The sequence below is a fragment of the Streptomyces sp. NPDC005141 genome (assembly GCF_053599975.1).
In genome coordinates this window covers 1-21,162 of the sequence record NZ_JBSFYW010000028.1, presented here as the reverse complement: position 1 = coordinate 21,162, position 21,162 = coordinate 1, and the positions used below count along the sequence as shown (strand labels likewise).

Sequence of the window (21,162 nt, the reverse complement as noted above, 5' to 3'; positions counted from 1 at the left end):
GCCGCGATGGCGGAGACAGCGGTGGATACGGCGAAGGACCGCCAGGACGCGGCCCGTGAGGCCGTGGTCGAGGCGGCCCTCGGCCGGCTCGGCCTGGACGCGAAGGCCCGGCTGCTGTCCGGCCAGGACATGTGGACGCTGCCCGCGCTCCCCGGGATCGGGCTGAAGTCCCTCGTCATGTCCGACGGCCCGATCGGGGTCCGGGGCGTCCACTGGACCGCCGACGACCCGTCCGTCGCGCTCCCGTCGCCCACCGCGCTGGCCGCCACCTGGGACCCGGAACTGGCCCACCGCGCGGGCACGCTCCTCGCCCAGGAGGCCCGCCGCAAGGGCGTCCACGTCCTGCTCGCCCCGACCGTCAACCTGCACCGCTCGCCGCTCGGCGGCCGCCACTTCGAGGCCTACAGCGAGGATCCGCTCCTGACCGGCGCGATCGGCAGCGGCTACGTCCGGGGCGTGCAGTCCGGTGGCGTCGGCACCACCGTCAAGCACTTCGTGGCCAACGACGCCGAGACCGACCGCTTCACGGTGAACAATCTCGTCTCCGAACGCGCCCTGCGCGAGCTGTACCTGGCTCCCTTCGAGACCATCGTCGAGAACGCCCACCCCTGGGGCATCATGACCGCCTACAACTCGGTCAACGGCACGACGATGTCCGAGCACCGCTATCTCGTGAACGAGATCCTGCGCGGCGAATGGGGCTTCGACGGCTTCAACGTCTCCGACTGGATGGCCGGCCGCGCCACCAAGGCCGCCATCGAGGGCGGCCTCGACGTCGCCATGCCCGGCCCGACGACCGTCTACGGCGCACCGCTCGCCGCCGCCGTCCGCGCGGGCGAGGTGGCGGAGGCCACGGTCGACGCGGCCGTCCGCAATGTGCTGCGCCTCGCCGCCCGCGTGGGCATCCTGGAGGGCGCCGAGCCCGTCGTGACCGAGCCGCCCGCGACCCTCGACGGGGAGGCGCTCGCCCGCGAGATCGCCCGCCGCGGCTTCGTCCTCGTCCGCAACGAAGGCGCCCTGCCACTGGCGGAGGGGCACCGGGTGGCACTCATCGGCGCCGCCGCACGCGACGCCCGCGTCCTCGGCGGCGGCTCCGCCACCGTCTTCCCCGCCCGGATCGTCTCGCCCCTCGACGGACTCACCGCCGCCCTCCCCGAAGGCAGTCTCAGCTACGCCGTCGGCGCCGACCCGACGGTGGAACTCCCCGTCGCCGAGAAGGGGTTCGAGCTGCGCGCCGTCTGCCGTGACACGGCCGGCGAGATCATCGGCAGCGGTTCGGCCCCGAGCGGTCAGATCCAGTGGATGGGCGACGACCTGCCCGAGGGGGTCACCCACGACACCCTCCACACCGTCGAGCTCACCGGCACCTTCACCCCGCGCGACAGCGGCCCGCACACCTTCGGGATCAAGGGCCTCGGCGCCTTCACCCTCATCGTCGACGGCACGACGTACTTCGACGACGTCCAGGGCACCGACAAGGACGACCCCTTCGTGACGTTCTTCGGCGCCCCGGTACCCCGCGGCCAGGCCGAACTCACCGCGGGCGAACAGGTCGAGGTCTCCCTCACGCATGTGGTCGCGCTCCCCGAGGGCATCCCGATGAAGGTCGTCGGCTTCTCGCTCGCGCACCAGGAGCCCGTGCGCGAGGCGGACGAGCTGATCGCCGAGGCCGTCGAGGCGGCCCGCGCCGCCGACACCGCCGTCGTCGTGGTCGCCACCACCGACCGGGTCGAGTCCGAGGGCTTCGACCGGGCGGACCTCCGGCTCCCGGGCCGGCAGGACGAGCTGGTGCACGCCGTCGCCGCGGCCAACCCGAACACCGTCGTGGTCGTCAACTCCGGCTCCCCGGTGGAACTCCCCTGGTGTGACGAGGTCGCCGCCGTGCTTCTGAGCTGGTTCCCGGGCCAGGAGGGCGGCGCCGCCCTCGCCGACGTCCTCACCGGTGCCCACGAGCCGGGTGGCCGCCTCCCCACCACCTGGGGCTCCCTCGCCGACGCGCCGGTCACCCAGGTGCTCCCCGCCGACGGCGAACTCCCGTACACCGAGGACGTCTTCATCGGCTACCGCGCCTGGGAGAAGGCGGGGAGGACCCCCTCGTACGCCTTCGGCCACGGCCTCGGCTACACCGAGTGGGCCTACGAGTCGATCGCGGTCGAGGGCGGCACCGTCACCGTCCGCGTCCGCAACTCCGGTGAGCGCGCCGGGCGTGAGGTCGTCCAGGTCTACCTCGCCCCGGCGGAACCCGACGCCGAGCGGCCCGTTCGCGTGCTCGCCGGTTTCGCGGGGGTCGAGGCCGGACCCGGCGAGAGCGTCGAGGCCGTCGTGGAACTCCCGCGCCGCGCTTTCGAGATCTGGGACACCGCCGCGAACGCCTGGGCGTTTGTGAAGGGTTCGTACGAGATTCAGGCAGGCCGTTCCCTCGGGGACCGCCGACTGCGCACGATCATCGAGGCGTGACCGGCGCACGCCCTGTGAGCAGCCCCGGTCCGGAACCTGACCTCCGGACCGGGGCTCGCCGTTCTCTCTCCTCCGCCCCGCGTCGCGGGGAACGAGGGCGGATCGCCGACCCCGTCGAGTATCGACGGCAGGACGCCGTGCCCGAGTGCCGGGCTCCCGGCCGCGGTCCTAGTCCCGCACGGAGAACCCGTACACCGTCTCCGACGTGAACACGTCGCCCGGTCGCAGCTCCGTGCTCGGGAACTCCGGCCGGTTCGGGGAGTCGGGGAAGTGCTGGGTCTCCAGCGCGATGCCGTCGTTGGGGGCGAAGGGGTCGCTCAGGTGATCGGCGGTGTAGAGCTGGAGACCGGGTTCGGTGGTCGCCACGGTCAGCACCCGCCCGGACGCCGGATCACGCAGCTCGGCGACCTCCACGGGAGCAGCGGTGACCCCCTTGTCGAGCACGTAGTTGTGGTCGTAGCCCGCGCCGGTCTTGCGGGCCTCCCGGAAGTCGAAGCGCGTGCCCTCCACGGGGTCGATCTCCCCGGTCGGGATGAGGTCCGTGCCCACTCGTGTCAACCGCGAGGCGTCGAGGCGGAGTTCGTGCCCCCATGCACTGCCCGAGCCGCTCAGGTTCCAGTACGTGTGGTTCGTCAGGTTCAGGACGGTCGGCGCGTCGGTGACCGCCTCGTAGGCGATGTGCAGCGCGCCCCGCTCGTCGAGCGTGTAGGTCGCCGAGACCTCCAGACGGCCGGGGAAGCGCTCCTCGCCGTCCGGGCTGACCCGGGAGAGCCGCACGCCGTGTTCGACCGGCTCGGCGTCCCACACGCGCTTGTCGAAGCCGCCGTCGCCGCCGTGCAGCGAGTTGGGCCCGTCGTTCGGGTCCAGCTGGTGGACCGATCCGTCCAGCGAGAAGCGGGCGCCCCCGATCCGGTTCGCGTACCGCCCCACCAGTGCCCCGAGAAACGGCCCCGGATGCGCCGTGTAGCCCGCCAGATCGGGGAAGCCCAGCGTCACGTCCACGGCCCGCCCGTCCCGGTCCGGCACCTCGGCCGACTGCACGACCCCGCCGTACGTGAGCACGCGCACCCGGACCCCGGACCGCTCCAGCGTCCAGCGGTGGACCGGGGTGCCGTCGGAAAGTGTGCCGAAAAGTTCACTCATGGGGGAAACCCTAGGTCACCGGATTGCGCGCCGTGACGGTCCGGTAGGCGATCTCCGCGAGTCGCGCCTGTCCGTTCCTGCTCGGGTGGAACCAGTCCCAGTGGCTCAACTGGTCCGTGCCGAAGCGGTAGTCGAACACCGCGCCCCCGTCGAAGCGGCAGCGCCGGTCCTTGACGCACACCTCGCGGAGCACCTGGTTGTACGCCTCCACCCGGTCCTGCACCCTTCCGCGTCGCAGCGTCGCCGCCGAGTCCAGCGAGTCCGCGTCGCCGAGCATCGAGGGGCAGATGCCCAGCTTCCAGACCTGCTTGCCCAGCGGATTGCCGCGCCCCTCGGACCACAGCCGCTTCAGATCCGGCACGCTCGACACATACACCTGGGCCTTGGGCAGCGCGCCGCGCAGGGTGTCCAGAGCGTCCTGGAACTCGGTACGGAAGTCGGCGACGGAGGTCATCGCCGACGCGGAGGAGCGGCAGGCGTCGTTGGCGCCCGCCATCACCGTGACCAGCTCCGGCTTCCGGGTCGCCGCCTGCGCCATCTGACCGGGCAGGTCGGCCATCCGCGCGCCGGTCACCGCGTAGTTCCAACTGCGCTCGGCCGCCCCGGTCGTGCCGAGCAGGCGTACGGCGAGACTGTTGACCTGCGGATCGCTGCCGGTCGCCCACGACACTTCGGGGCAGTCGGACAGCACGCTGCACGCGTCGAACCCGCGGGTGATGGAGTCGCCGACCGCGGCCATGGACTCCGGGCTGCGGTCCCAGGCCGGCGTGGGCTTCGGGGACGGCCGCGCTCCCGTGCCTCTGGGCGCGGAGGAATTGCCACCGGTGGCGTCGCAGGCGGCGATGCCCAGAAGAGCCGTCGCCGCCGCGAAGGCGAGGACGGCCCGTGAACGGTGGCTGCGATTCCGCATCCCCTGGTCCCCTCGTTCGTTGTACAGGGTTGGTCGGCACCCGTCCCGCGCGGTCGGTCGCACCACGTCGTACACGGCCGGTCGCACCGCGTTTCCATGGGCGGCCGGCTCTGCCCGGGGGTCAACCCCGGACCCCCGGCAAGGGAGTCCGGACGCGTCCCGCCGGGTGAAACCTCGGAGGTTCACGGCGCTTGGACCGACGGTACGTCACACTCCTTGCGCCGCCGCACGGTAGCCTCGCCCCGTGGCCGCCCTGCCACTGCCGTTCCGCTAAGTTACAAGATGTCTCGCTCTGTCCGGAGGCCCCAGTGACGACACGTGGAGTTCTCTACGTGCACTCCGCGCCCCGCGCGTTGTGCCCACACGTCGAGTGGGCGGTCGCGGGGGTGCTCGGCACGCGCGTCAACCTCGACTGGATCCGGCAGCCCGCCGCGCCGGGCACCTGGAGATCCGAGTTCTCCTGGAAGGGCGAGGTCGGCACCGCCTCCAAGCTCGCCTCCGCGCTGCGCGGCTGGCATCTGCTGCGCTTCGAGGTCACCGCCGAGCCCTGCCCCACCGCCGAGGGCGAGCGCTACAGCTGCACCCCCGAGCTCGGCATCTTCCACGCGGTCACCGGCATCCACGGCGACATCCTCATCCCCGAGGACCGCCTGCGCGCCGCGCTCCTGCGCTCCCAGCGTGGCGAGAGCGACCTGGAGGCCGACCTCGCCAAGCTTCTCGGCAAGCCCTGGGACGACGAACTGGAGCCCTTCCGCTACGCGGGCGAGGGCGCCCCGGTCCGCTGGCTGCACCAGGTGGTCTGACCCGGACGACCAGCACCCCGCGACCAGCATCCCGCGACCACCCCGCGGGGAGCGGTCCGCGGAGGGCACCCGACCCCGACGGCGAACGGCGTGTGGCCCGCACCCCCGGCAAGGGGGGTGCGGGCCACACGCCGTTCAGCGCGGAGAAGCCGGCGTCAGACGGTACGGAACGCCAGGACCACGTTGTGCCCGCCGAAGCCGAACGAGTCGTTCAGCGCGGCGATCCGGCCCTCGACGGGCAGCTTGCGCGCCTCGCCGCGGACGATGTCGGCTGCGGCCTCGGCCTCGGGGTCGAGGTTCTCGACGTTGATGGTCGGCGGCGCGATCCGGTGGTACAGGGCGAGCACGACCGCGACCGACTCGACGCCACCGGCGCCACCGAGGAGGTGACCGGTCATCGACTTGGTGGCGGAGACCGCGAAGTGGTCGGCATCGTCGCCGAACACCTTGCGCAGCGCCTTCAGCTCGGCCACGTCACCGGCCGGCGTCGAGGTGGCGTGCGCGTTCACGTGCACGATCTCGGCAGGGTCCAGGTCGGTGTTGTCGAGCAGGTTCTGCAGGGCGTGCGAGATCCCGCGGCCCTCGGGCTCCGGCTGCACGATGTCGTGCGCGTCGGCCGAGATGCCCTGGCCGACCGCCTCGGCGTACACCCGGGCACCGCGCTTGGCGGCGTGCTCGGCGGACTCCAGGACGAGGACGCCGGCGCCCTCGCCGAGGACGAAGCCGTCACGGGCGACGTCGTAGGGGCGCGAGGCACCCTGCGGGTCGTCGTTGTTCTTGGACATCGCCATCATGTTGCCGAACGCGGCGATGGGAAGGGGGTGGATGGCCGCCTCGGTGCCACCGGCGACGACGACGTCGGCGCGGCCCGTGCGGATCATCTCGATGGCGTAGCCGATGGCCTCGGCGCCGGAGGCGCAGGCCGAGACCGGGGTGTGCACACCGGCGCGGGCGCCCACGGCGAGCCCCACGTTGGCGGACGGACCGTTCGGCATCAGCATCGGGACGGTGTGCGGGGAGACACGGCGTACGCCCTTCTCCTTCAGCACGTCGTACTGGTCGAGCAGGGTCGTTACGCCACCGATGCCGGAGGCGATGACAGCGCCCAGCCGGTCGGGGTCGACACTCGGGTCCTCGCCCGCCTTGTCGGTGAAACCGGCGTTCGCCCAGGCCTCCTTGGCCGCGATCAGCGCGAACTGCGCCGAGCGGTCCAGGCGGCGGGCCTGCGGGCGGGGAATGACCTCGCCCGGCTCCACGGCGATCTGCGCCGCGATACGGACCGCCTGGTCGGCGGCCCACTCCTGCTCCAGGGGGCGTACGCCGGAACGTCCGGCGATCAGGCCCTCCCAGGTAGAGGCTGCGTCGCCACCCAGCGGTGTGGTTGCGCCGATACCGGTGACGACCACGGTGCGATTGGTCGGGCTCACGGGAATTCTTTCTCCAACGGATACGAGGATTCAGCGGCGCCACCGCCGGGTGGCGGGGCATCAGCCCAGGCGAACCAGGGCACGGGGCCCGGGCGAACCCGGGCGGTCGGCCCAGGTGACCGGAAGATCAGGCCTGGTGCTTGAGGATGTAGTCGGTCGCGTCGCCGACGGTCTTGAGGTTCTTGACGTCGTCGTCCGGGATCTTGACGTCGAAGCGCTCTTCGGCGGCGACGACGACCTCGACCATGGACAGCGAGTCGACGTCCAGGTCGTCGGTGAAGGACTTGTCCAGCTGGACGTCCTCGGTGGGGATCCCGGCGATCTCGTTGACGATCTCGGCGAGACCTTCGACGATCTCTTCCTGAGTGGCGGCCATGTCAGGCGCTCCTTCGGTGTGTTTCCAGAGGGGTGGCGGTTTTCCGTACGGACCGGGTGATCCGGTACGGAGTGCCTAGGGGAGGGTAACGACCGTCGCGGCGTACACGAGACCCGCCCCGAAGCCGATGACGAGCGCGGTGTCGCCGCTCTTCGCCGCACCGGTCGCCAGGAGCCGCTCCATTGCGAGCGGGATCGAGGCGGCCGAGGTGTTGCCGGTGGTGCGCACGTCACGCGCGACCGTGACGTGTCCCGGCAGTTTCAGCGTCTTCACCATCGAGTCGATGATCCGCTCGTTGGCCTGGTGGGGAATGAAGACATCCAGGTCGTCCGGGCTGATCCCGGCCGCGTCCAGCGCCTGCTGGGCGACCTTCGCCATCTCGAACACGGCCCAGCGGAACACCGCCTGGCCCTCCTGCGTGATGGCAGGGAACTTGATCTCGCCCTTGGAGTCGAGCGGAAGCTGGGAGACGTCGCCGATCCTGAAGCGGTCCCACGGCACGGTCTGCTTGATCGTGCCTGCCTTGTCGCCCTCGCTGCCCCAGACGGTGGGGCCGATGTGCGGCTCCTCGGAGGGACCCACGACGACCGCGCCCGCGCCGTCGCCGAACAGGAAGGCCGTCGCGCGGTCCTCCAGGTCGGTGAGGTCGGACAGCCGCTCCACGCCGATGACGAGGACGTACTCGGCCGAACCCTCGACGATCATGCCCTTGGCGAGGGTCAGGCCGTAGCCGAAGCCCGCGCAGCCGGCCGAGATGTCGAAGGCCGCGGCCTTGTTGGTGCCGAGCTTGTCGGCGATCTCGGTGGCGATGGCCGGGGTCTGGCTGAAGTGCGACACGGTGGAGACCACCACGGCGCCGATCTGGTCGGCGTTGATCCCGGCGTCGGCGATCGCCTTGCCGGACGCCTCGATCGACATCGCGGCGACGGTCTCCTCGTCGGAGGCCCAGTGCCGCGTCTCGATGCCGGAGCGCGAGCGGATCCACTCGTCGGACGAGTCGATCGTCTCCAGGATCACCTCGTTGGGCACCACCCGGACGGGGCGGTAGCCGCCGACGCCTAGGATGCGCGCGAACGGAGCGCCCTTGGGTGCCTTGATCTTCGACATGCTCTCGGGCTCCTTAGGCCGCGCTGTGCTCGGCGATGAGCTCGCGAGCCGCGTCGAGGTCGTCGGGTGTCTTCAGGGCCAGCGTCGTGACGCCGGGCAGCGCGCGCTTGGCCAGACCGGTCAGCGTGCCGCCGGGGCACACCTCGATCAGCGCGGTCGCGCCGAGCTCCTTGAAGGTCTCCATGCACAGGTCCCAGCGGACCGGGTTGGCGACCTGGCCGACCAGGCGCGAGACGACCTCGGCACCGGAGCCGACGGTCTGGCCGTCCCGGTTCGAGACGTACGTGATCCGCGGGTCCGCCGGGCTCAGGTCAGCGGCGGCCTTCGCCAACGCCTCGACCGCGGGGGCCATGTGGCTGGTGTGGAAGGCGCCCGCCACCTTCAGGGCCACGACACGCCGGACGCCCTCGGGCTTGTCCGCCTCCAGGGCGGCCAGCTGCTCCAGTGTGCCGGCGGCCACGATCTGGCCCGCGCCGTTCACGTTGGCCGGGGTCAGCCCGAGCTTCTCCAGGTGCGGGACCGTCGTCTCGGGGTCCCCGCCGAGCAGTGCCGACATTCCGGTCCGCGTGACGGCGGCGGCCTCGGCCATCGCCAGGCCGCGCTTGCGTACCAGGGTCAGCGCGGCGGTGTCGTCGAGCACGCCCGCGAACGCGGCGGCGGTGATCTCACCGACGCTGTGGCCGGCGACGGCACCGGGGTTCACGTCACCGAGTGCCGCGGCGGACAGCAGGCCGGCGGCGACCAGGAGCGGCTGGGCGACAGCCGTGTCCCGGATCGCGTCCGCGTCGGCCTGCGTGCCGTAGTGGGCAAGGTCGAGCCCGATGGCGTCCGACCACGCGGCGAGGCGTTCGGCGGCGCCGGGGAGGTCGAGCCAAGGAGTCAGGAAGCCGGGCGTCTGAGCGCCCTGGCCGGGAGCGACGAGTACGAGCACTCTCACACTCTCTCTTGTGGACGGCCACGGCCGCCCGTGGGGACAGGGACGAAGAACACGAGGGGGAATTGTAGGTCCCCGACAAAAGCCTAGGTCTGGGGATCTCCATCGGCCAGACGCCCCAGGATGAGCGCGATCCGCAGCGTGAACGCGGATCGTACATCCGAGGGCGACCAGCCGGTGACGTCAGTCACACGTCGGAGCCGGTAGCGCACGGTGTTGGGATGGACGAAGAGCATCCGGGCGGCGCCTTCGAGGCTGCTCGCCTGCTCCAGATAGACGCTGAGCGTCTCCAGGAGCGCGGAGCCGGCTTCCTCCAGCGGTCTGTAGATCTCCTCCACCAGCTGCTCGCGGGCGGACGGGTCTCCGGCGATAGAGCGCTCCGGCAGCAGATCGTCCGCCAGGACCGGGCGCGGGGCGTCCTGCCAGGCGAAACATGCCTTCAGCCCGGCCGCCGCGGCCTGCGCGGACCGGGTCGCGGCGAGCAGGTCGGGCACGATCGGCCCGGCGACGACGGATCCGGCGGCGTACGGACCGATCAGTGACTTGGCGACGGCGAGGGGGTTGTCGCTGCCGCCGGCGATGACGACCAGCCGGTCCCCGAGCACCCCCGTCAGCACTTGCAGCTTGGCGTGCCGGGCGGCCCGCCGGATCGCCTCGACCGTCAGTTCGCTGTCACCGTCGGGTGCCGTGCCCAGCACCACGCAGACATGTTCGGGCGAGTTCCAGCCGAGCGCGGCGGCCCGGGAGACGGCGCCCTCGTCGGCCTCGCCGGAGAGCACCGCGTTCACGACGAGCGATTCGAGCCGGGCGTCCCAGGCACCGCGTGCCTCCGCCGCCTGCGCGTACACCTGGGCGGTGGCGAAGGCGATCTCGCGGGCGTAGACCAGGAGCGCCTCGCGCAGCACCGACTCGTCGCCGGGAGCCGCCACCTCGTCGATGGCCGATTCCATGACCTCGATTGTGGTCCGCACCATCTCCACCGTCTGGCGCAGCGTGATGGCCCTGGTCAGCTCGCGTGGCGCGGTGCCGAAGACATCGGTGGAGATGGCCTGCGGCGCGTCCGGGTGCCGGAACCACTCGGTGAAGGCGGCGATGCCGGCCTGGGCGACCAGGCCGATCCACGACCGGTTCTCCGGAGGCATGGCCCGGTACCACGGCAGCGTCTCGTCCATCCGCGTGATGGCCTGGGCGGCGAGAGTGCCGGCCGACTTCTCCAGCCGCTTGAGGGTCGCGGAGTGCGTGTGGACGTCGTGCGCTGGGCGCTCGGTGTTGCTGGATTCGGGTTCGGGCACGGGACAAGACTGCCTTATCAGGACGGAGCCGTGCGGCGGCGGGTCGCAAGTATGGGCGGGAAGGTCGCCGGGCCGGGGCTACGGTGGTGGATGTGATGGACGTCCGCCGCGCCGACGAGCGCTACCGCGGAGGGGACCCGGCGGCCGGGATCTCCTCGCTCCACGCCTTTTCCTTCGGCCCGCACTACGCCCCCGACAATCTCCGCTTCGGCGCGGTGATCGCCTGCAACGAGGAGCGGCTCGCCCCCGGCGCCGGCTTCGACGAGCACCCGCACAGCCACACCGAGATCGTCACCTGGGTGGTGGAAGGGGAGCTGACCCATCGCGACTCGGCCGGACACGAGTCGGTGCTGCGCCACGGCGACGTCCAGCGGCTGAGCTCCGCGGGCGGCGTCCGTCACGCCGAGCGCAACGACGGCGAGCTGCCGCTGGTCTTCGTCCAGATGTGGCTGGCCCCGCTGGAACCGGGCGGCGACCCCGCGTACGAGACCGTGCACGGCATCGCCGACTCCACCCCGTACGCCGTCCCCGAGGCGGGCGCCATGCTCCATGTGCGCCGGCTGACGGCGGGCGAGCGCACGGCCGTCCCCGACGCGCCCTTCGTCTACGTCCATGTCGTGCGCGGCGAGGTCCGCCTGGACGGCGAGGAGCTGGGGGAGGGCGACGCGGCCCGCATCACGGACGCCAAGGACCTGGAGGCGGTCGCGGGCGCTCCCGCCGAGCTGCTCGTCTGGGAGATGGCGGTCGGCTGACGCCGGGGGTGCCGTTCGGTCCCCCTACGCCGGTGCGTCGAGTTCGCGGATCAGCCGCTCTCCCTCGCGGGTCATGATCTCCGGGTCGCGCAGGGCGTGGGAGAGCAGGGACATGCCCTGGTAGGCGCCGACGAGCGCCAGCGCGCGCCCCCCGGGATCGGCGGCACCGGCCTCCCTGTACTGCTGTTCGACCCAGTCGAGCAGCTGGCGGACGACCCGTCCCGCCGTGAGGTCGAGGCCGCCCTCCTCCCGCTTGCCGAGCTCCGCCGCGAGGGTGCCGGTGGGGCAGCCGTAGCGCGCCGCGGTGTCCCGCCCGGAGACCCATGCCTCGATGAGCCCCTTGAGGCGGGTCCGCGGGTCGGGGAGCCGGTCGAGTGCGTCGGTGAGTTCCCGGAGCCGGCCGGAGTGTTCGGCGAGGGCGGCCTCGACCAGCTCGTCCTTGGTCTTGAAGTAGTAGTACACGTTGCCCGCCGGGACCTCGGCGGCGTGGGCGATGTCGGCGATCGTCGTGCGTTCCACGCCCTGCTCGTGCAGCACCCGGGCCGCGGCGGCCGTCAGCTGCCGCCGCTTGCCGGCCGCTCTGGCCCGCGGTCCCCGGGACTTCTCTGAGTCAGTCACCCGACTGACTATAGACAACCCGCTTCCCTTGTTGCTAGCGTCCGGCTCATCGAAGTAAGTCAGTTGACTGACTAACTCAGTCGGTCGGGAATTCAGTCGAGGAGATCCCATGTATGTGGTGACGGGTGCGACCGGGAACGTCGGACGCGCGCTGGTGCGGACGCTCACCGGAGCCGGACTGCCGGTGACGGCGGTGGCCCGGAAGCTCACCGGGGCCGATGTGCCCGAAGGCGTCCGGGCGGTCGCCGCCGACCTGGCCGAACCGGCCGGACTGGGGCCCGCGTTCGAGGGCGCCGAGGCACTGTTCCTGCTGGTCGCGGGCGAGGACCCGCGGGGAGTCCTGGACGCGGCGAAGACCGCCGGGATCCGCCGGGTGGTGCTGCTGTCCTCGCAGGGCGCGGGGACCCGCCCCCAGGCCTACGGGCACCCGGTCCGCTTCGAGGCGGCCGTGCGGGAGTCCGGACTGGACTGGACGATCCTGAGGTCGGGCGGAATGGACGCCAACGCCTTCGCCTGGGCCGAGTCGATCCGCGTCCGGCGCGAGGCCGCCGCGCCGTTCGGTGACGTCGGCCTGCCCTTCGTCGACCCCGAGGACGTCGCGGCCGTCGCGGCGGCCGCCCTGCGCCAGGACACGCACGCCGGGGCCACCTACACCCTGACCGGTCCCGCGCCGATCACCCCGCGCGAACGGGCCGCGGCGATCGGTGCCGCCCTGGGCGAGCCGGTGCGCTTCGGCGAGCAGACCCGTGAGGAGGCGCGCACCCTGATGGCGCGCTTCATGCCGCCGCCCGTGGTCGAGGGCACCCTCGCGGTCCTGGGCGAACCGACCGAGGAGGAGCGGCGGGTCAGCCCCGACGTGGAACGCGTCCTCGGCCGCGCGCCGGGCACCTTCGGGGCCTGGGCGCGGCGCAACGCGGCGGCGTTCCGCTGAACGCGCGGGAAGCGCGGCCGGCCGTTGTCAGGAGGTGAGGTCGGCCAGGACCGCGTCGGTGAACGGGGTCCACGCCTCGACCGCCCAGGGTCCGAAGGCCCGGTCGGTCAGCGCGACGCAGGCGGCGCCCACGACCGGGTCGACCCACAGGAACGTACCGGACTGCCCGAAGTGGCCGAAGGTCCGCGGCGAGGACGAACCGCCGGTCCAGTGGGGCGACTTGGAGTCGCGGATCTCGAAGCCGAGCCCCCAGTCGTTGGGGTTCTGGTGGCCGTACCCCGGCAGGACACCCTTGGTCCCGGGGTACTGGACGGTCATCGCCTCCGCGACCGTACGCGGGTCGAGCAGCCGCGGGGCCTGGAGCTCGGCGGCGAACCGGACGAGGTCGTCGACCGTCGAGACACCGTCCCTCGCGGGCGAGCCGTCCAGCGTCGTCGAGGTCATGCCGAGCGGTTCGAGGACCGCTTGGCGCAGATACTCCGCGAAGGGCATGTCCGCCGCCTTGGCGATGTGGTCCCCGAGCACCTCGAAGCCGGCGTTGGAGTACAGCCGCCGTTCCCCGGGCGTGAAGGTCGCCCGGTGCTCGTCGAAGGCCAGACCGGAGGTGTGCGCGAGCAGATGACGGACCGTCGAACCGGTGGGCCCGGCCGGTTCGTCGAGCTCGATCGCCCCCTCCTCGTACGCGACGAGCGCGGCGTAGGCGGTGAGCGGCTTGGTGACGGAGGCGAGCGTGAAACGGTGCTGCCCCGGCCCGTACGAGCCGGCCACCGAGCCGTCCGCGCGGACGACCGCGGCGGCGGCGGTGGGAACGGGCCAGTTCGAGATCAGCGCCAGGCTCTGCAAGGACATGCTCACGAGCCTAAGCGCCTCGGAGGCTCAGCCGCATCGAGGGGTCCGGCTTGCGGACGAACCCCAGTGCCGCGTAGAGCGGCTCGGCCTCGGCGGACGCGTTGAGGTCGACCTGTGCGACACCGCGCTCACGGAACCAGTCGAGCAGGGTCTCCATACAGGCGCGGGCATATCCGCGGCGCCGGGCGTCCGGATCGGTGGCGACGCTGAAGACGTGCCCGACCGCGCCGTGCGGATCGTCCGCCCGCCCGATCCGGTACTCGATCGTCCCGGCGACAAGGGCCGCGAGAGCCTCCGGGCGGTCCGGGTGGTCGACGACGAAGGCCGCGAAGGACCCCTCGGGATCGGCGAGCTTCCCGCGTACGGTGGGCAGCGACTCGGCGTGCCACTCGGTGGAGGTGCCGGGGCCGAAGACCGAATCGATCATCACCTGGCGCAGGCGCAGTACTTCCCCGGCGTCCTCGGGCGTGGCACGGCGTACGAGACTCATGATCCGCACGGTAGTCACCGCATCCCGGCCACGTCCTCGTCTTTTCGACGGATTCCGCTTGCTTGGAGTGCACTCGAAGGTTTTAGCGTGGGAGCCATGACGGTGATGGAGACCACAACCGAGGCCACCGCGACCGGGGCCGACACCTGCGCCGGCCCTCCCGAGAGGGAGCGGCGCCCGGACGGCCAGGACAACTACACGATCAGCGAGGTCGTCGCCTTCACCGGCCTCAGCGCACACACCCTGCGCTGGTACGAGCGCATCGGGCTGATGCCGCACATCGACCGCTCGCACACCGGCCAGCGCCGCTACAGCAACCGCGACCTGGACTGGCTCGGCCTCGTCGGCAAGCTCAGGCTCACCGGGATGCCCGTCGCCGACATGGTGCGCTACGCGGAGATGGTGCGCGCGGGCGACCACACCTACATGGAGCGCTACGAACTCCTGGAGGCGACCCGTCTGGACGTCAAGGCCCGGATCGCGGAGCTCCAGGACACCCTCGCCGTGCTCGACCGGAAGATCAGCTTCTACGGGGACGCGGGACGCGCCCTCGCGTCGGAGAGGTCCTGACGAGGGGCGGCGGGACCGCCGGCCAGGGAGCGGTACCAGGGCCGCGCCGCCTCGCGGCCGCACCTGCACCTGCGGCTACAGCTGCGCCAGCAGCTCCGCCTTCTTGACGGAGAACTCCTCGTCCGTGACGAGCCCCGCCTCGTGCAGCTCCCCGAGATGCCGGATCCGGTCGGCGATGTCGGCCGGATCCCGGCGCGGCGCCGAGGACGCGGCCGACGGCGCGGGACTCGCGGAGCGCGTGGCGGCGAGCACGGCCGCCGCGAACGGCAGCGACTCGTGGACGGGCCCGTACCCGAGCCCGAAGACGACCGCCGCCGGATCCTGGTCCGCCTGGGCGGGCTGCGCCGGGGCGGGGTCCCTCCGCAGCAGTCGCAGATGGCCCTCGAACACCTCCGGTGAGCGCCACTCGACCCCGCACAGCGCGGAGACCGGGAAGGTCTGGTCGCCCGCCTTCCACTTCGCGGAGGACGCGCCCGTCCAGAACCACCTGAAGGACACCGCCTTGCCGTCGAAGGAGGCCTTCCCGTCGTACGCCTTGAAGTGCAGGGGCGCCTCGGGCGGTCTCACGAGATAGCGCTCGGCGGGCTCGTCGTCGGCGGTGAGCTGTCCGCGCAGCTCGTCCGCGTAGTACTCGGCGAGCGTCTCGCGCTCGGCGGGCAGCACCAGACGGTAGGGGTCGCACCCTTCCTTGAGCTGTCCCGCGGCCGCCTCCATCAGCGGATCGGCGCCGGGCCTCGGCACCGCACGCAGAACGACCGTGCCTCGCTTCCCGGGCGTCAGCGTCACCGCCGCGATCGCCTCCAGGGGGATGCGGCGTTCGCCGAGCGCCTGGAACAGCTTCGGCGTACGGATCCCCCGTTCGAAGCGGATGAGCACGGAGTCGGACTCGAACTCCCAGGCGGCATGAAATCCGGCCAGTACGTCACCCATGCGGGCCATCGTATGCGGCACGCAAGCCTCCGTCGCCTCTCCGGGCGGACCGCAGTTTTTCGTCCTCTACGCGCGTCAGACCGACGCGCCGGCGGACAAACCCGTCCGGCACGCGTCATCATCGTGCGCGCATCGGACCGCGCGGTACGCGCCAATGCCGATCTCCGCGAAGTTGCGGAGACTCTCCGTGCCGGGCTCGAAGTAGCCGGCGTGCCCCTTCGCCCCGTGGGCGGACAGGATGCGCGCCCCGAACCCCTTCGACACCGGGTCCGCGCCGTGCCCGAGGCCGCCGACCTCCAGGTGCGGCACGTCCTGGATCCAGTCGTCCGCGTCGCGCATGGCCCAGACCCGGGCGGTGGTGCCCAGGTTCGCCGCCTTCGCCGCCCGCATGCCGGGGCTGCCCGCCACCGCTATGTCGGACACCCGGGAGGGCAGTGAGTCGGCGGCCACTCCGCACAGGACCGAGCCGTAGCTGTGGCAGTACAGCGCGACCTCGGTGTTCCCCGGCAGCGCCCGTACCAGCGCGTTCAGCCGCACCGCGCCTTCCTCGGCGCGCATGGCGGTGGCCGCGTCGATGCCCAGTCCGTTGGGCGCCGTGTAGTCGGCCCACGCGATCACGGCCGTACGTGCGCGCGGGTCGGCCGCGCGCTCCGCCCGGTACAGCGATCTCGCCATGCCGACGGGCGCCGAGTACTTCTTGTACGTGCGCTGGAAGGTGAGCAGATCGGTGTCCACGCCGGGCACCACGACCGAGACGCGGTCCGCTTTGTCGAGGTTGCCGAAGACCTCGGCGACCCGTCCCGAGCCGTTGGGGTCGAAGGCGAGGATCTTGCGGCCCTTGTGCAGCAGTGCCTCGTAGCGGTGCATCCGGCGGCCCGCGTCCTGCTGGCCGAGCGACGACAGCCGGTTGTCGTGCATGCGCTTGTGCTCGACCTTGCGCTCGTGCTTCAGCGCGAGGCGGTTCGCCTCGTAACGCAGGGTCACCGGCGCCCCGTTCATGTTGCCGACCGCGAGCGGGTAGCGGTGGGCGAGCCGGGCGAGCTGCTGGGCGTCGAGCGTGGTGAAGAAGCGGGCCAGCCGGTCCGGAGCGGAGTCCGGGTCCGGAAGCCGCTGTCCGGCGATGCTGCCGTGCTCCCACGCGGAGCGGGACGCCTGGAGCGGAGAAGCTGCCCGGTGACTGTGGAGCGCGGTCCAGCCACTGGTGGCCAGCATCACGAACACCACGGCCAGCGCGAGCAGTGCGCGCCAGACGTTGAGTTGGGGGGTTGTGTCGAAGGAAGTCACTGAGAGGACACCCTAGGAGAAGTGAGGAGCCTCCCGTTAAACGAGTGACTGGGATCACGTTTCCCATGGGGCGATTGGGGCAAACCGGGTTCAGTTTGAGATAAATAGTGACGCTCTGTACGTGGATCTCTGCGACGCGTGTGCGATATGTGGCGTCCCGCGTGGGGGTGTTGTGTGTTTGCGGGGATTCCGCGGAGATCTTGTGCGTACGTCAGTCGTACAACGTGCGCGAGTGCGTACGGGGTTCCGCGCGCGGACGCTCGCGGGTGTCCGCGCGAGCGTGTCGAAGGGTGGCGGCGACGGAGCGTCACCGTGCGTCACCGCTGCCCGGTGCCCCACTTCTCCGCCAACGCGGGCCCCACATGGTCGAGATAGGTGGCGGTCAGCTCGCGGATCGCCTCCACGCTGGTGTCCTCGCCGGCGCCCCACAGGCGTCCCGTCACCCGCATCACCCCGCCGAACACGGCGACCGCGATGCGCGGGCGCGGGTCCGTGTCCACGTCGAGGCCCTCACGCTCCGCGATCAGCCGGGAGATCTCCTCCTCGACCTCCTCCGAGCGGCGCAGATGGACGGCGAGCAGCGCGGGTGTCGACTCGATCAACTGGTAGGTGCGCATGTGCAGTTCGATCGGCACGACGGCCTCGATCGCCTCGCCGATGGTGTCCCAGCTCTCCAGGACCGCCCGGCGCAGGGCCTCCAAGGGGGCTTCGTGGGGCGGTCGTTCGCGCACCGCGGCGATGAAGTGCGACTCGGCGAGCCGCTGCAGGAAGAGGGCGGCGTCCTCCTTGCCCGCGAAGTAGCGGAAGAAGGTGCGCTGGGAGACGTCGACCGCGTCGGCGATCTCGTCGACGGTGGTCCGCTCGTACCCCTGGGTGGTGAACAGTTCGAGGGCGGCCCCCAGCAGTGCGTCCCGGGTGCGCTGCTTCTTGCGCTCGCGCAGCCCGGGGCGTGGCGCCGCCGCCTCCGCCGTGCCGGCCGTGTCCGTCATCGTTTCGCGATCTCTCCTCGGTGAACCGTTCGCCCAGTTCAGCCTATCTGTGAGTGACGTGACAGTTACCGACTTGTGAATCAGTTTGTCAATTGTCAGTAGCTGTCACTAGCCTCGAAAAATGACTAGTCAGACCACCATCGACAAGACGGGCCCGGGGGACAAGACTCCGGTCTCCCCGTTGGACCAGGCCCCGTCCACGGGCCTGCGCGGCCATCCGTGGTTCACCCTCATCACCGTGGCCGTCGGGGTCATGATGGTGGCCCTCGACGGCACCATCGTGGCCATCGCCAACCCCGCCATCAAGGACGACCTCGGCGCCAGCTTCGCCGACGCCCAGTGGATCACCAACGGCTACTTCCTCGCCCTCGCGGTCACCCTGATCACCGCGGGCAAGCTCGGCGACCGGTTCGGCCACCGGCAGACCTTCCTCATCGGCGTCGTCGGCTTCGCCGCCGCCTCGGGCGCCATCGGGCTCTCCGACAGCATCGCCCTGGTGGTCACCTTCCGCGTGTTCCAGGGTCTGTTCGGCGCGCTGCTGATGCCGGCCGCGCTCGGCCTGCTCCGCGCCACCTTCCCGGCCGAGAAGCTGAACATGGCGATCGGCATCTGGGGCATGGTCATCGGCGCCTCCACCGCGGGCGGCCCGATCCTCGGCGGTCTGCTCGTCCAGCACGTCAGCTGGCAGTCGGTGTTCTTCATCAACGTGCCCGTCGGCGTCATCGCGCTGGTCCTCGGGGTGCTGATCCTCACCGACCACCGTTCGGCGAACGCCCCGCGCTCCTTCGACCTCCTCGGCATCGCGCTGCTCTCCGGCGCCATGTTCTGCCTGGTCTGGGCGCTCATCAAGGCCCCGGCCTGGGGCTGGGGCGATGTTCTGACCTGGTCCTTCCTGGGCGCCTCGATCCTCGGCTTCGTGCTCTTCGCCCTCTGGGAGAAGCGGGTCGCGGAGCCGCTGATCCCGCTCGCGCTGTTCCGCTCCGTGCCGCTGTCGGCCGGTGTGGTCCTGATGGTCCTGATGGCCATCGCCTTCCTCGGCGGACTGTTCTTCGTCACCTTCTACCTGCAGAACGTGCACGGGATGAGCCCGGTCGACGCCGGTCTGCACCTGCTGCCGCTCACCGGAATGATGATCGTGGGCTCGCCGCTGGCCGGCGTCCTGATCACCAAGGTGGGCCCGCGCATCCCGCTGGCGGGCGGCATGGCGCTCACCGCGGTCTCCATGTACGGCATGTCCACCCTGGCCACCGACACGAGCAGCCTCGTCATGTCGATCTGGTTCGCGGGCCTCGGCCTCGGACTCGCGCCGGTCATGGTCGGCGCCACCGAGGTCATCGTGGGCAACGCGCCGATGGAGCTCTCCGGTGTCGCTGGCGGTCTCCAGCAGGCCGCCATGCAGATCGGCGGCAGCCTCGGCACGGCCGTGCTGGGTGCCGTCATGGCCTCCAAGGTCGACAGCGACCTCGCGGGCAACTGGGCCGACGCCAAGCTGCCGCCGCTCACCCCGGCCCAGCTGGACCAGGCCTCCGAGGCGGTCCGGGGCGGCGCCGCGCCGGTCACCAAGGACACCCCGGCCGCGATCGCCGCGCAGATCACCGACGTCGCCCACGACACCTTCATCTCCGGCATGAGCCTCGCCTGCCTCGTGGCCGCGGGAGTCGCCGTCGTGGCCGTCTTCGTCGCGCTGCTCACCAAGCGGGGCGAGAACGCGGAGGCCGCGGGAGCGGGCGCCGGACACATCTGACGGACGCGCCGGCCCGGGCTTTCCCTGGGAGGTTTTCGCCCATCGGGGTGACCGGGCCGGAGATTCCCCCGTTCGGACGCGCCGCAGGTCGCAGTGGGTCACGTCCTCCGCAGGGTCTGGAGGGTGACCGCTTCCGCGGCACGCTGCCGGAGGGGGACCCGCGCGCCCGCAGGTCTGGCGGCGTGGAACGGGGGTACCCGACTCATCGACCCGAACCGACCGCGAGGTCACGGGAGTTCAGGAGTTGATGATGGCGGGCTTCGGAAGCGGTACGCGCAGGCACCCTCGTTCACGTGGCCGTACAGGATCACGGACCGGGCCGGACAGCGCGACCCTGGGGATCGTCGGCGTCGTGTGCGCGGTGGCCGGCTTCTTCACGCTGGGCATCGTCCTCGGGCCGGCCGCGATGGTCTGCGGCTGGCTCGCGATGGGCCGACGCTGGACCGGCTCCGGGCCGGTGCCGGCCTTGATAGCCCTGGTGCTGGGAGCGATCGACACGCTTCTGGCGGTCATCTGGCTGGCAGGCGGCGCGGGCAACGGCCTGCTCTGACGCCGGCCGAGCGAGCGGCTGTCACGACCTGTGGGCCCGCGTGCCGCCCCGAGCGGCGCGCGGGCCCACAGGCCTGAGTGCCCGGGCCCACGGGCCTAGGTGGGGGAGTGTTCCTCCGTCCCCGCCGACAGCGGATGCGGCAGTATTCCCGGGCCGCCCGTCAGGGCTGCGACCTCCGCCCGCAGCGCCCGCACCTCCGCGGCGAGCGCCTCGATCGCCGCGGTCTGCCGCCGCTCCTCCACGTCGTCCTTCTCGAACCGCGAGATGAACCAGGCGGCGATGTTCGCGGTGACCACACCGAGCAGGGCGATCCCGGAGAGCATCAGGCCGACCGCCAGGACGCGGCCCATCCCCGTGGTCGGGGCGTGATCGCCGTACCCCACGGTGGTCATCGTCGTGAACGACCACCACACCGCGTCACCCAGCGTCTTGATGTTCCCGTTCGGTGAGTCCCGTTCCACCGACAGCACGGCGAGCGAGCCGAACATCAGCAGGCCGATGACCGCGCCCCCGACGTACGTCGTCAGCCGGATCTGCGAGGCCATCCGCGCGCGCCGCCCCACCAGCATCAGCGTGGAGACCAGACGCAGCAGCCGCAGCGGCTGAAGGATCGGCAGGATGACGGCGCACAGGTCCAGCCAGTGCGTGCGGAAGAAGTCCCGCCGCCGCCGGGCGAGGGCGAGCCGGACGAGGTAGTCGGCGGCGAAGGCCCCCCACACCACCCACTCCGCGACCGTGCAGACGTCCGTCACCGAACGGCCGGCGCCGCTGTCCACGATCGGTACGGCGTACGCGAGGGCGAACGCCACCGCGAGAACGAGCAGGGGCCGCTGGGTGCACCGTTCCCAGCGGTCCTGCGCCGATTCTTCCTTCATGCCCGCATCGTAGAAAGAAAAGAGAGGAGCGGGGGGGGGGGGGGGCGGGGCGGGGGCCCCCCCCCCCCCCCCCCCCCCCCGCCACCGCCGCCCCGCCCCCCCCCCCCCCCACGCCCCCCGGGCTCGACACG

General features: G+C 71.7%; 21 protein-coding genes. 7 read left to right on the top strand and 14 right to left on the bottom strand.

What is annotated here, in order from left to right; all coding sequences use genetic code 11:
• Positions 1–6 precede the first annotated feature (6 nt).
• Positions 7–2,457, top strand: coding sequence for a beta-glucosidase (locus ACWD68_RS22325; RefSeq protein ID WP_451808183.1), 2,451 nt, complete (start codon positions 7–9; stop codon positions 2,455–2,457).
• Between the two features lie 168 nt (positions 2,458–2,625).
• Here the strand turns inward: ACWD68_RS22325 and ACWD68_RS22320 are convergent, their stop codons facing one another.
• Positions 2,626–3,600: an aldose epimerase family protein gene (locus tag ACWD68_RS22320; protein ID WP_451808182.1), complete on the bottom strand. Its 975-nt coding sequence runs from the start codon at positions 3,598–3,600 to the stop codon at positions 2,626–2,628.
• 10 nt (positions 3,601–3,610) lie between these two features.
• On the bottom strand, positions 3,611–4,510 hold the full coding sequence (locus tag ACWD68_RS22315; RefSeq protein WP_451808181.1) for an SGNH/GDSL hydrolase family protein: 900 nt from the start codon (positions 4,508–4,510) through the stop codon (positions 3,611–3,613).
• Between the two features lie 308 nt (positions 4,511–4,818).
• Between ACWD68_RS22315 and ACWD68_RS22310 the strand changes: the two genes are divergently transcribed.
• Positions 4,819–5,313, top strand: a complete 495-nt coding sequence (locus tag ACWD68_RS22310) for a DUF3145 domain-containing protein (RefSeq protein ID WP_261702513.1) — start codon at positions 4,819–4,821, stop codon at positions 5,311–5,313.
• Between the two features lie 155 nt (positions 5,314–5,468).
• Here the strand turns inward: ACWD68_RS22310 and fabF are convergent, their stop codons facing one another.
• The 5 genes from fabF to ACWD68_RS22285 form a co-directional block, all read right to left on the bottom strand.
• The gene (gene fabF / locus ACWD68_RS22305; RefSeq protein WP_451808180.1) at positions 5,469–6,740 is read right to left on the bottom strand and encodes a beta-ketoacyl-ACP synthase II; all 1,272 of its coding nucleotides are present in this window, start codon (positions 6,738–6,740) and stop codon (positions 5,469–5,471) included.
• A 127-nt stretch (positions 6,741–6,867) separates the two neighbouring features.
• Positions 6,868–7,116, bottom strand: coding sequence for an acyl carrier protein (locus tag ACWD68_RS22300; protein ID WP_028800941.1), 249 nt, complete (start codon positions 7,114–7,116; stop codon positions 6,868–6,870).
• A gap of 75 nt (positions 7,117–7,191) precedes the next feature.
• Positions 7,192–8,223, bottom strand: coding sequence for a beta-ketoacyl-ACP synthase 3 (locus ACWD68_RS22295; RefSeq protein WP_451808179.1), 1,032 nt, complete (start codon positions 8,221–8,223; stop codon positions 7,192–7,194).
• 13 nt (positions 8,224–8,236) lie between these two features.
• Complete coding sequence (locus tag ACWD68_RS22290; protein WP_451808178.1) at positions 8,237–9,154, bottom strand: ACP S-malonyltransferase; 918 nt, start codon at positions 9,152–9,154, stop codon at positions 8,237–8,239.
• Positions 9,155–9,243: 89 nt separating this feature from the next.
• Positions 9,244–10,449, bottom strand: a complete 1,206-nt coding sequence (locus ACWD68_RS22285) for a PucR family transcriptional regulator (RefSeq protein WP_451808177.1) — start codon at positions 10,447–10,449, stop codon at positions 9,244–9,246.
• 95 nt (positions 10,450–10,544) lie between these two features.
• Here ACWD68_RS22285 and ACWD68_RS22280 point away from each other — a divergent pair, with 95 nt between their 5' ends.
• Positions 10,545–11,201 carry a pirin family protein gene (locus tag ACWD68_RS22280; RefSeq protein WP_451808241.1) on the top strand — a complete coding sequence of 219 codons (657 nt, stop codon included), beginning with the start codon at positions 10,545–10,547 and terminating at the stop codon, positions 11,199–11,201.
• 24 nt (positions 11,202–11,225) lie between these two features.
• Here the strand turns inward: ACWD68_RS22280 and ACWD68_RS22275 are convergent, their stop codons facing one another.
• A complete protein-coding gene (locus ACWD68_RS22275; RefSeq protein ID WP_451808176.1) occupies positions 11,226–11,819 on the bottom strand; it encodes a TetR/AcrR family transcriptional regulator in 594 nt (197 codons plus the stop codon).
• 109 nt (positions 11,820–11,928) lie between these two features.
• Between ACWD68_RS22275 and ACWD68_RS22270 the strand changes: the two genes are divergently transcribed.
• The gene (locus ACWD68_RS22270) at positions 11,929–12,750 is read left to right on the top strand and encodes an NAD(P)H-binding protein (RefSeq protein ID WP_451808175.1); all 822 of its coding nucleotides are present in this window, start codon (positions 11,929–11,931) and stop codon (positions 12,748–12,750) included.
• Positions 12,751–12,777: 27 nt separating this feature from the next.
• Here ACWD68_RS22270 and ACWD68_RS22265 read toward each other — a convergent pair whose 3' ends face one another.
• Positions 12,778–13,599: a serine hydrolase domain-containing protein gene (locus ACWD68_RS22265; protein ID WP_451808174.1), complete on the bottom strand. Its 822-nt coding sequence runs from the start codon at positions 13,597–13,599 to the stop codon at positions 12,778–12,780.
• Positions 13,600–13,609: 10 nt separating this feature from the next.
• Entirely contained in the window at positions 13,610–14,089 is a 480-nt protein-coding gene (locus ACWD68_RS22260) for a GNAT family N-acetyltransferase (RefSeq protein ID WP_451808173.1), read from the bottom strand.
• 96 nt (positions 14,090–14,185) lie between these two features.
• Between ACWD68_RS22260 and ACWD68_RS22255 the strand changes: the two genes are divergently transcribed.
• Positions 14,186–14,659: a MerR family transcriptional regulator gene (locus tag ACWD68_RS22255; protein WP_451808172.1), complete on the top strand. Its 474-nt coding sequence runs from the start codon at positions 14,186–14,188 to the stop codon at positions 14,657–14,659.
• 75 nt (positions 14,660–14,734) lie between these two features.
• Here ACWD68_RS22255 and ACWD68_RS22250 read toward each other — a convergent pair whose 3' ends face one another.
• The 3 genes from ACWD68_RS22250 to ACWD68_RS22240 form a co-directional block, all read right to left on the bottom strand.
• Positions 14,735–15,589 carry a DUF4429 domain-containing protein gene (locus tag ACWD68_RS22250; protein ID WP_451808171.1) on the bottom strand — a complete coding sequence of 285 codons (855 nt, stop codon included), beginning with the start codon at positions 15,587–15,589 and terminating at the stop codon, positions 14,735–14,737.
• Between the two features lie 75 nt (positions 15,590–15,664).
• The gene (locus ACWD68_RS22245; protein WP_451808170.1) at positions 15,665–16,873 is read right to left on the bottom strand and encodes an alpha/beta hydrolase; all 1,209 of its coding nucleotides are present in this window, start codon (positions 16,871–16,873) and stop codon (positions 15,665–15,667) included.
• A 317-nt stretch (positions 16,874–17,190) separates the two neighbouring features.
• The gene (locus ACWD68_RS22240; RefSeq protein WP_451808169.1) at positions 17,191–17,862 is read right to left on the bottom strand and encodes a TetR family transcriptional regulator; all 672 of its coding nucleotides are present in this window, start codon (positions 17,860–17,862) and stop codon (positions 17,191–17,193) included.
• A 121-nt stretch (positions 17,863–17,983) separates the two neighbouring features.
• Between ACWD68_RS22240 and ACWD68_RS22235 the strand changes: the two genes are divergently transcribed.
• Both ACWD68_RS22235 and ACWD68_RS22230 read left to right on the top strand, forming a co-directional pair.
• On the top strand, positions 17,984–19,606 hold the full coding sequence (locus ACWD68_RS22235) for an MFS transporter (protein WP_451808168.1): 1,623 nt from the start codon (positions 17,984–17,986) through the stop codon (positions 19,604–19,606).
• Between the two features lie 247 nt (positions 19,607–19,853).
• Complete coding sequence (locus ACWD68_RS22230) at positions 19,854–20,156, top strand: small hydrophobic protein (RefSeq protein ID WP_451808167.1); 303 nt, start codon at positions 19,854–19,856, stop codon at positions 20,154–20,156.
• Between the two features lie 95 nt (positions 20,157–20,251).
• Here ACWD68_RS22230 and ACWD68_RS22225 read toward each other — a convergent pair whose 3' ends face one another.
• Entirely contained in the window at positions 20,252–21,031 is a 780-nt protein-coding gene (locus ACWD68_RS22225) for a potassium channel family protein (RefSeq protein ID WP_451808166.1), read from the bottom strand.
• Positions 21,032–21,162: the final 131 nt, after the last annotated feature.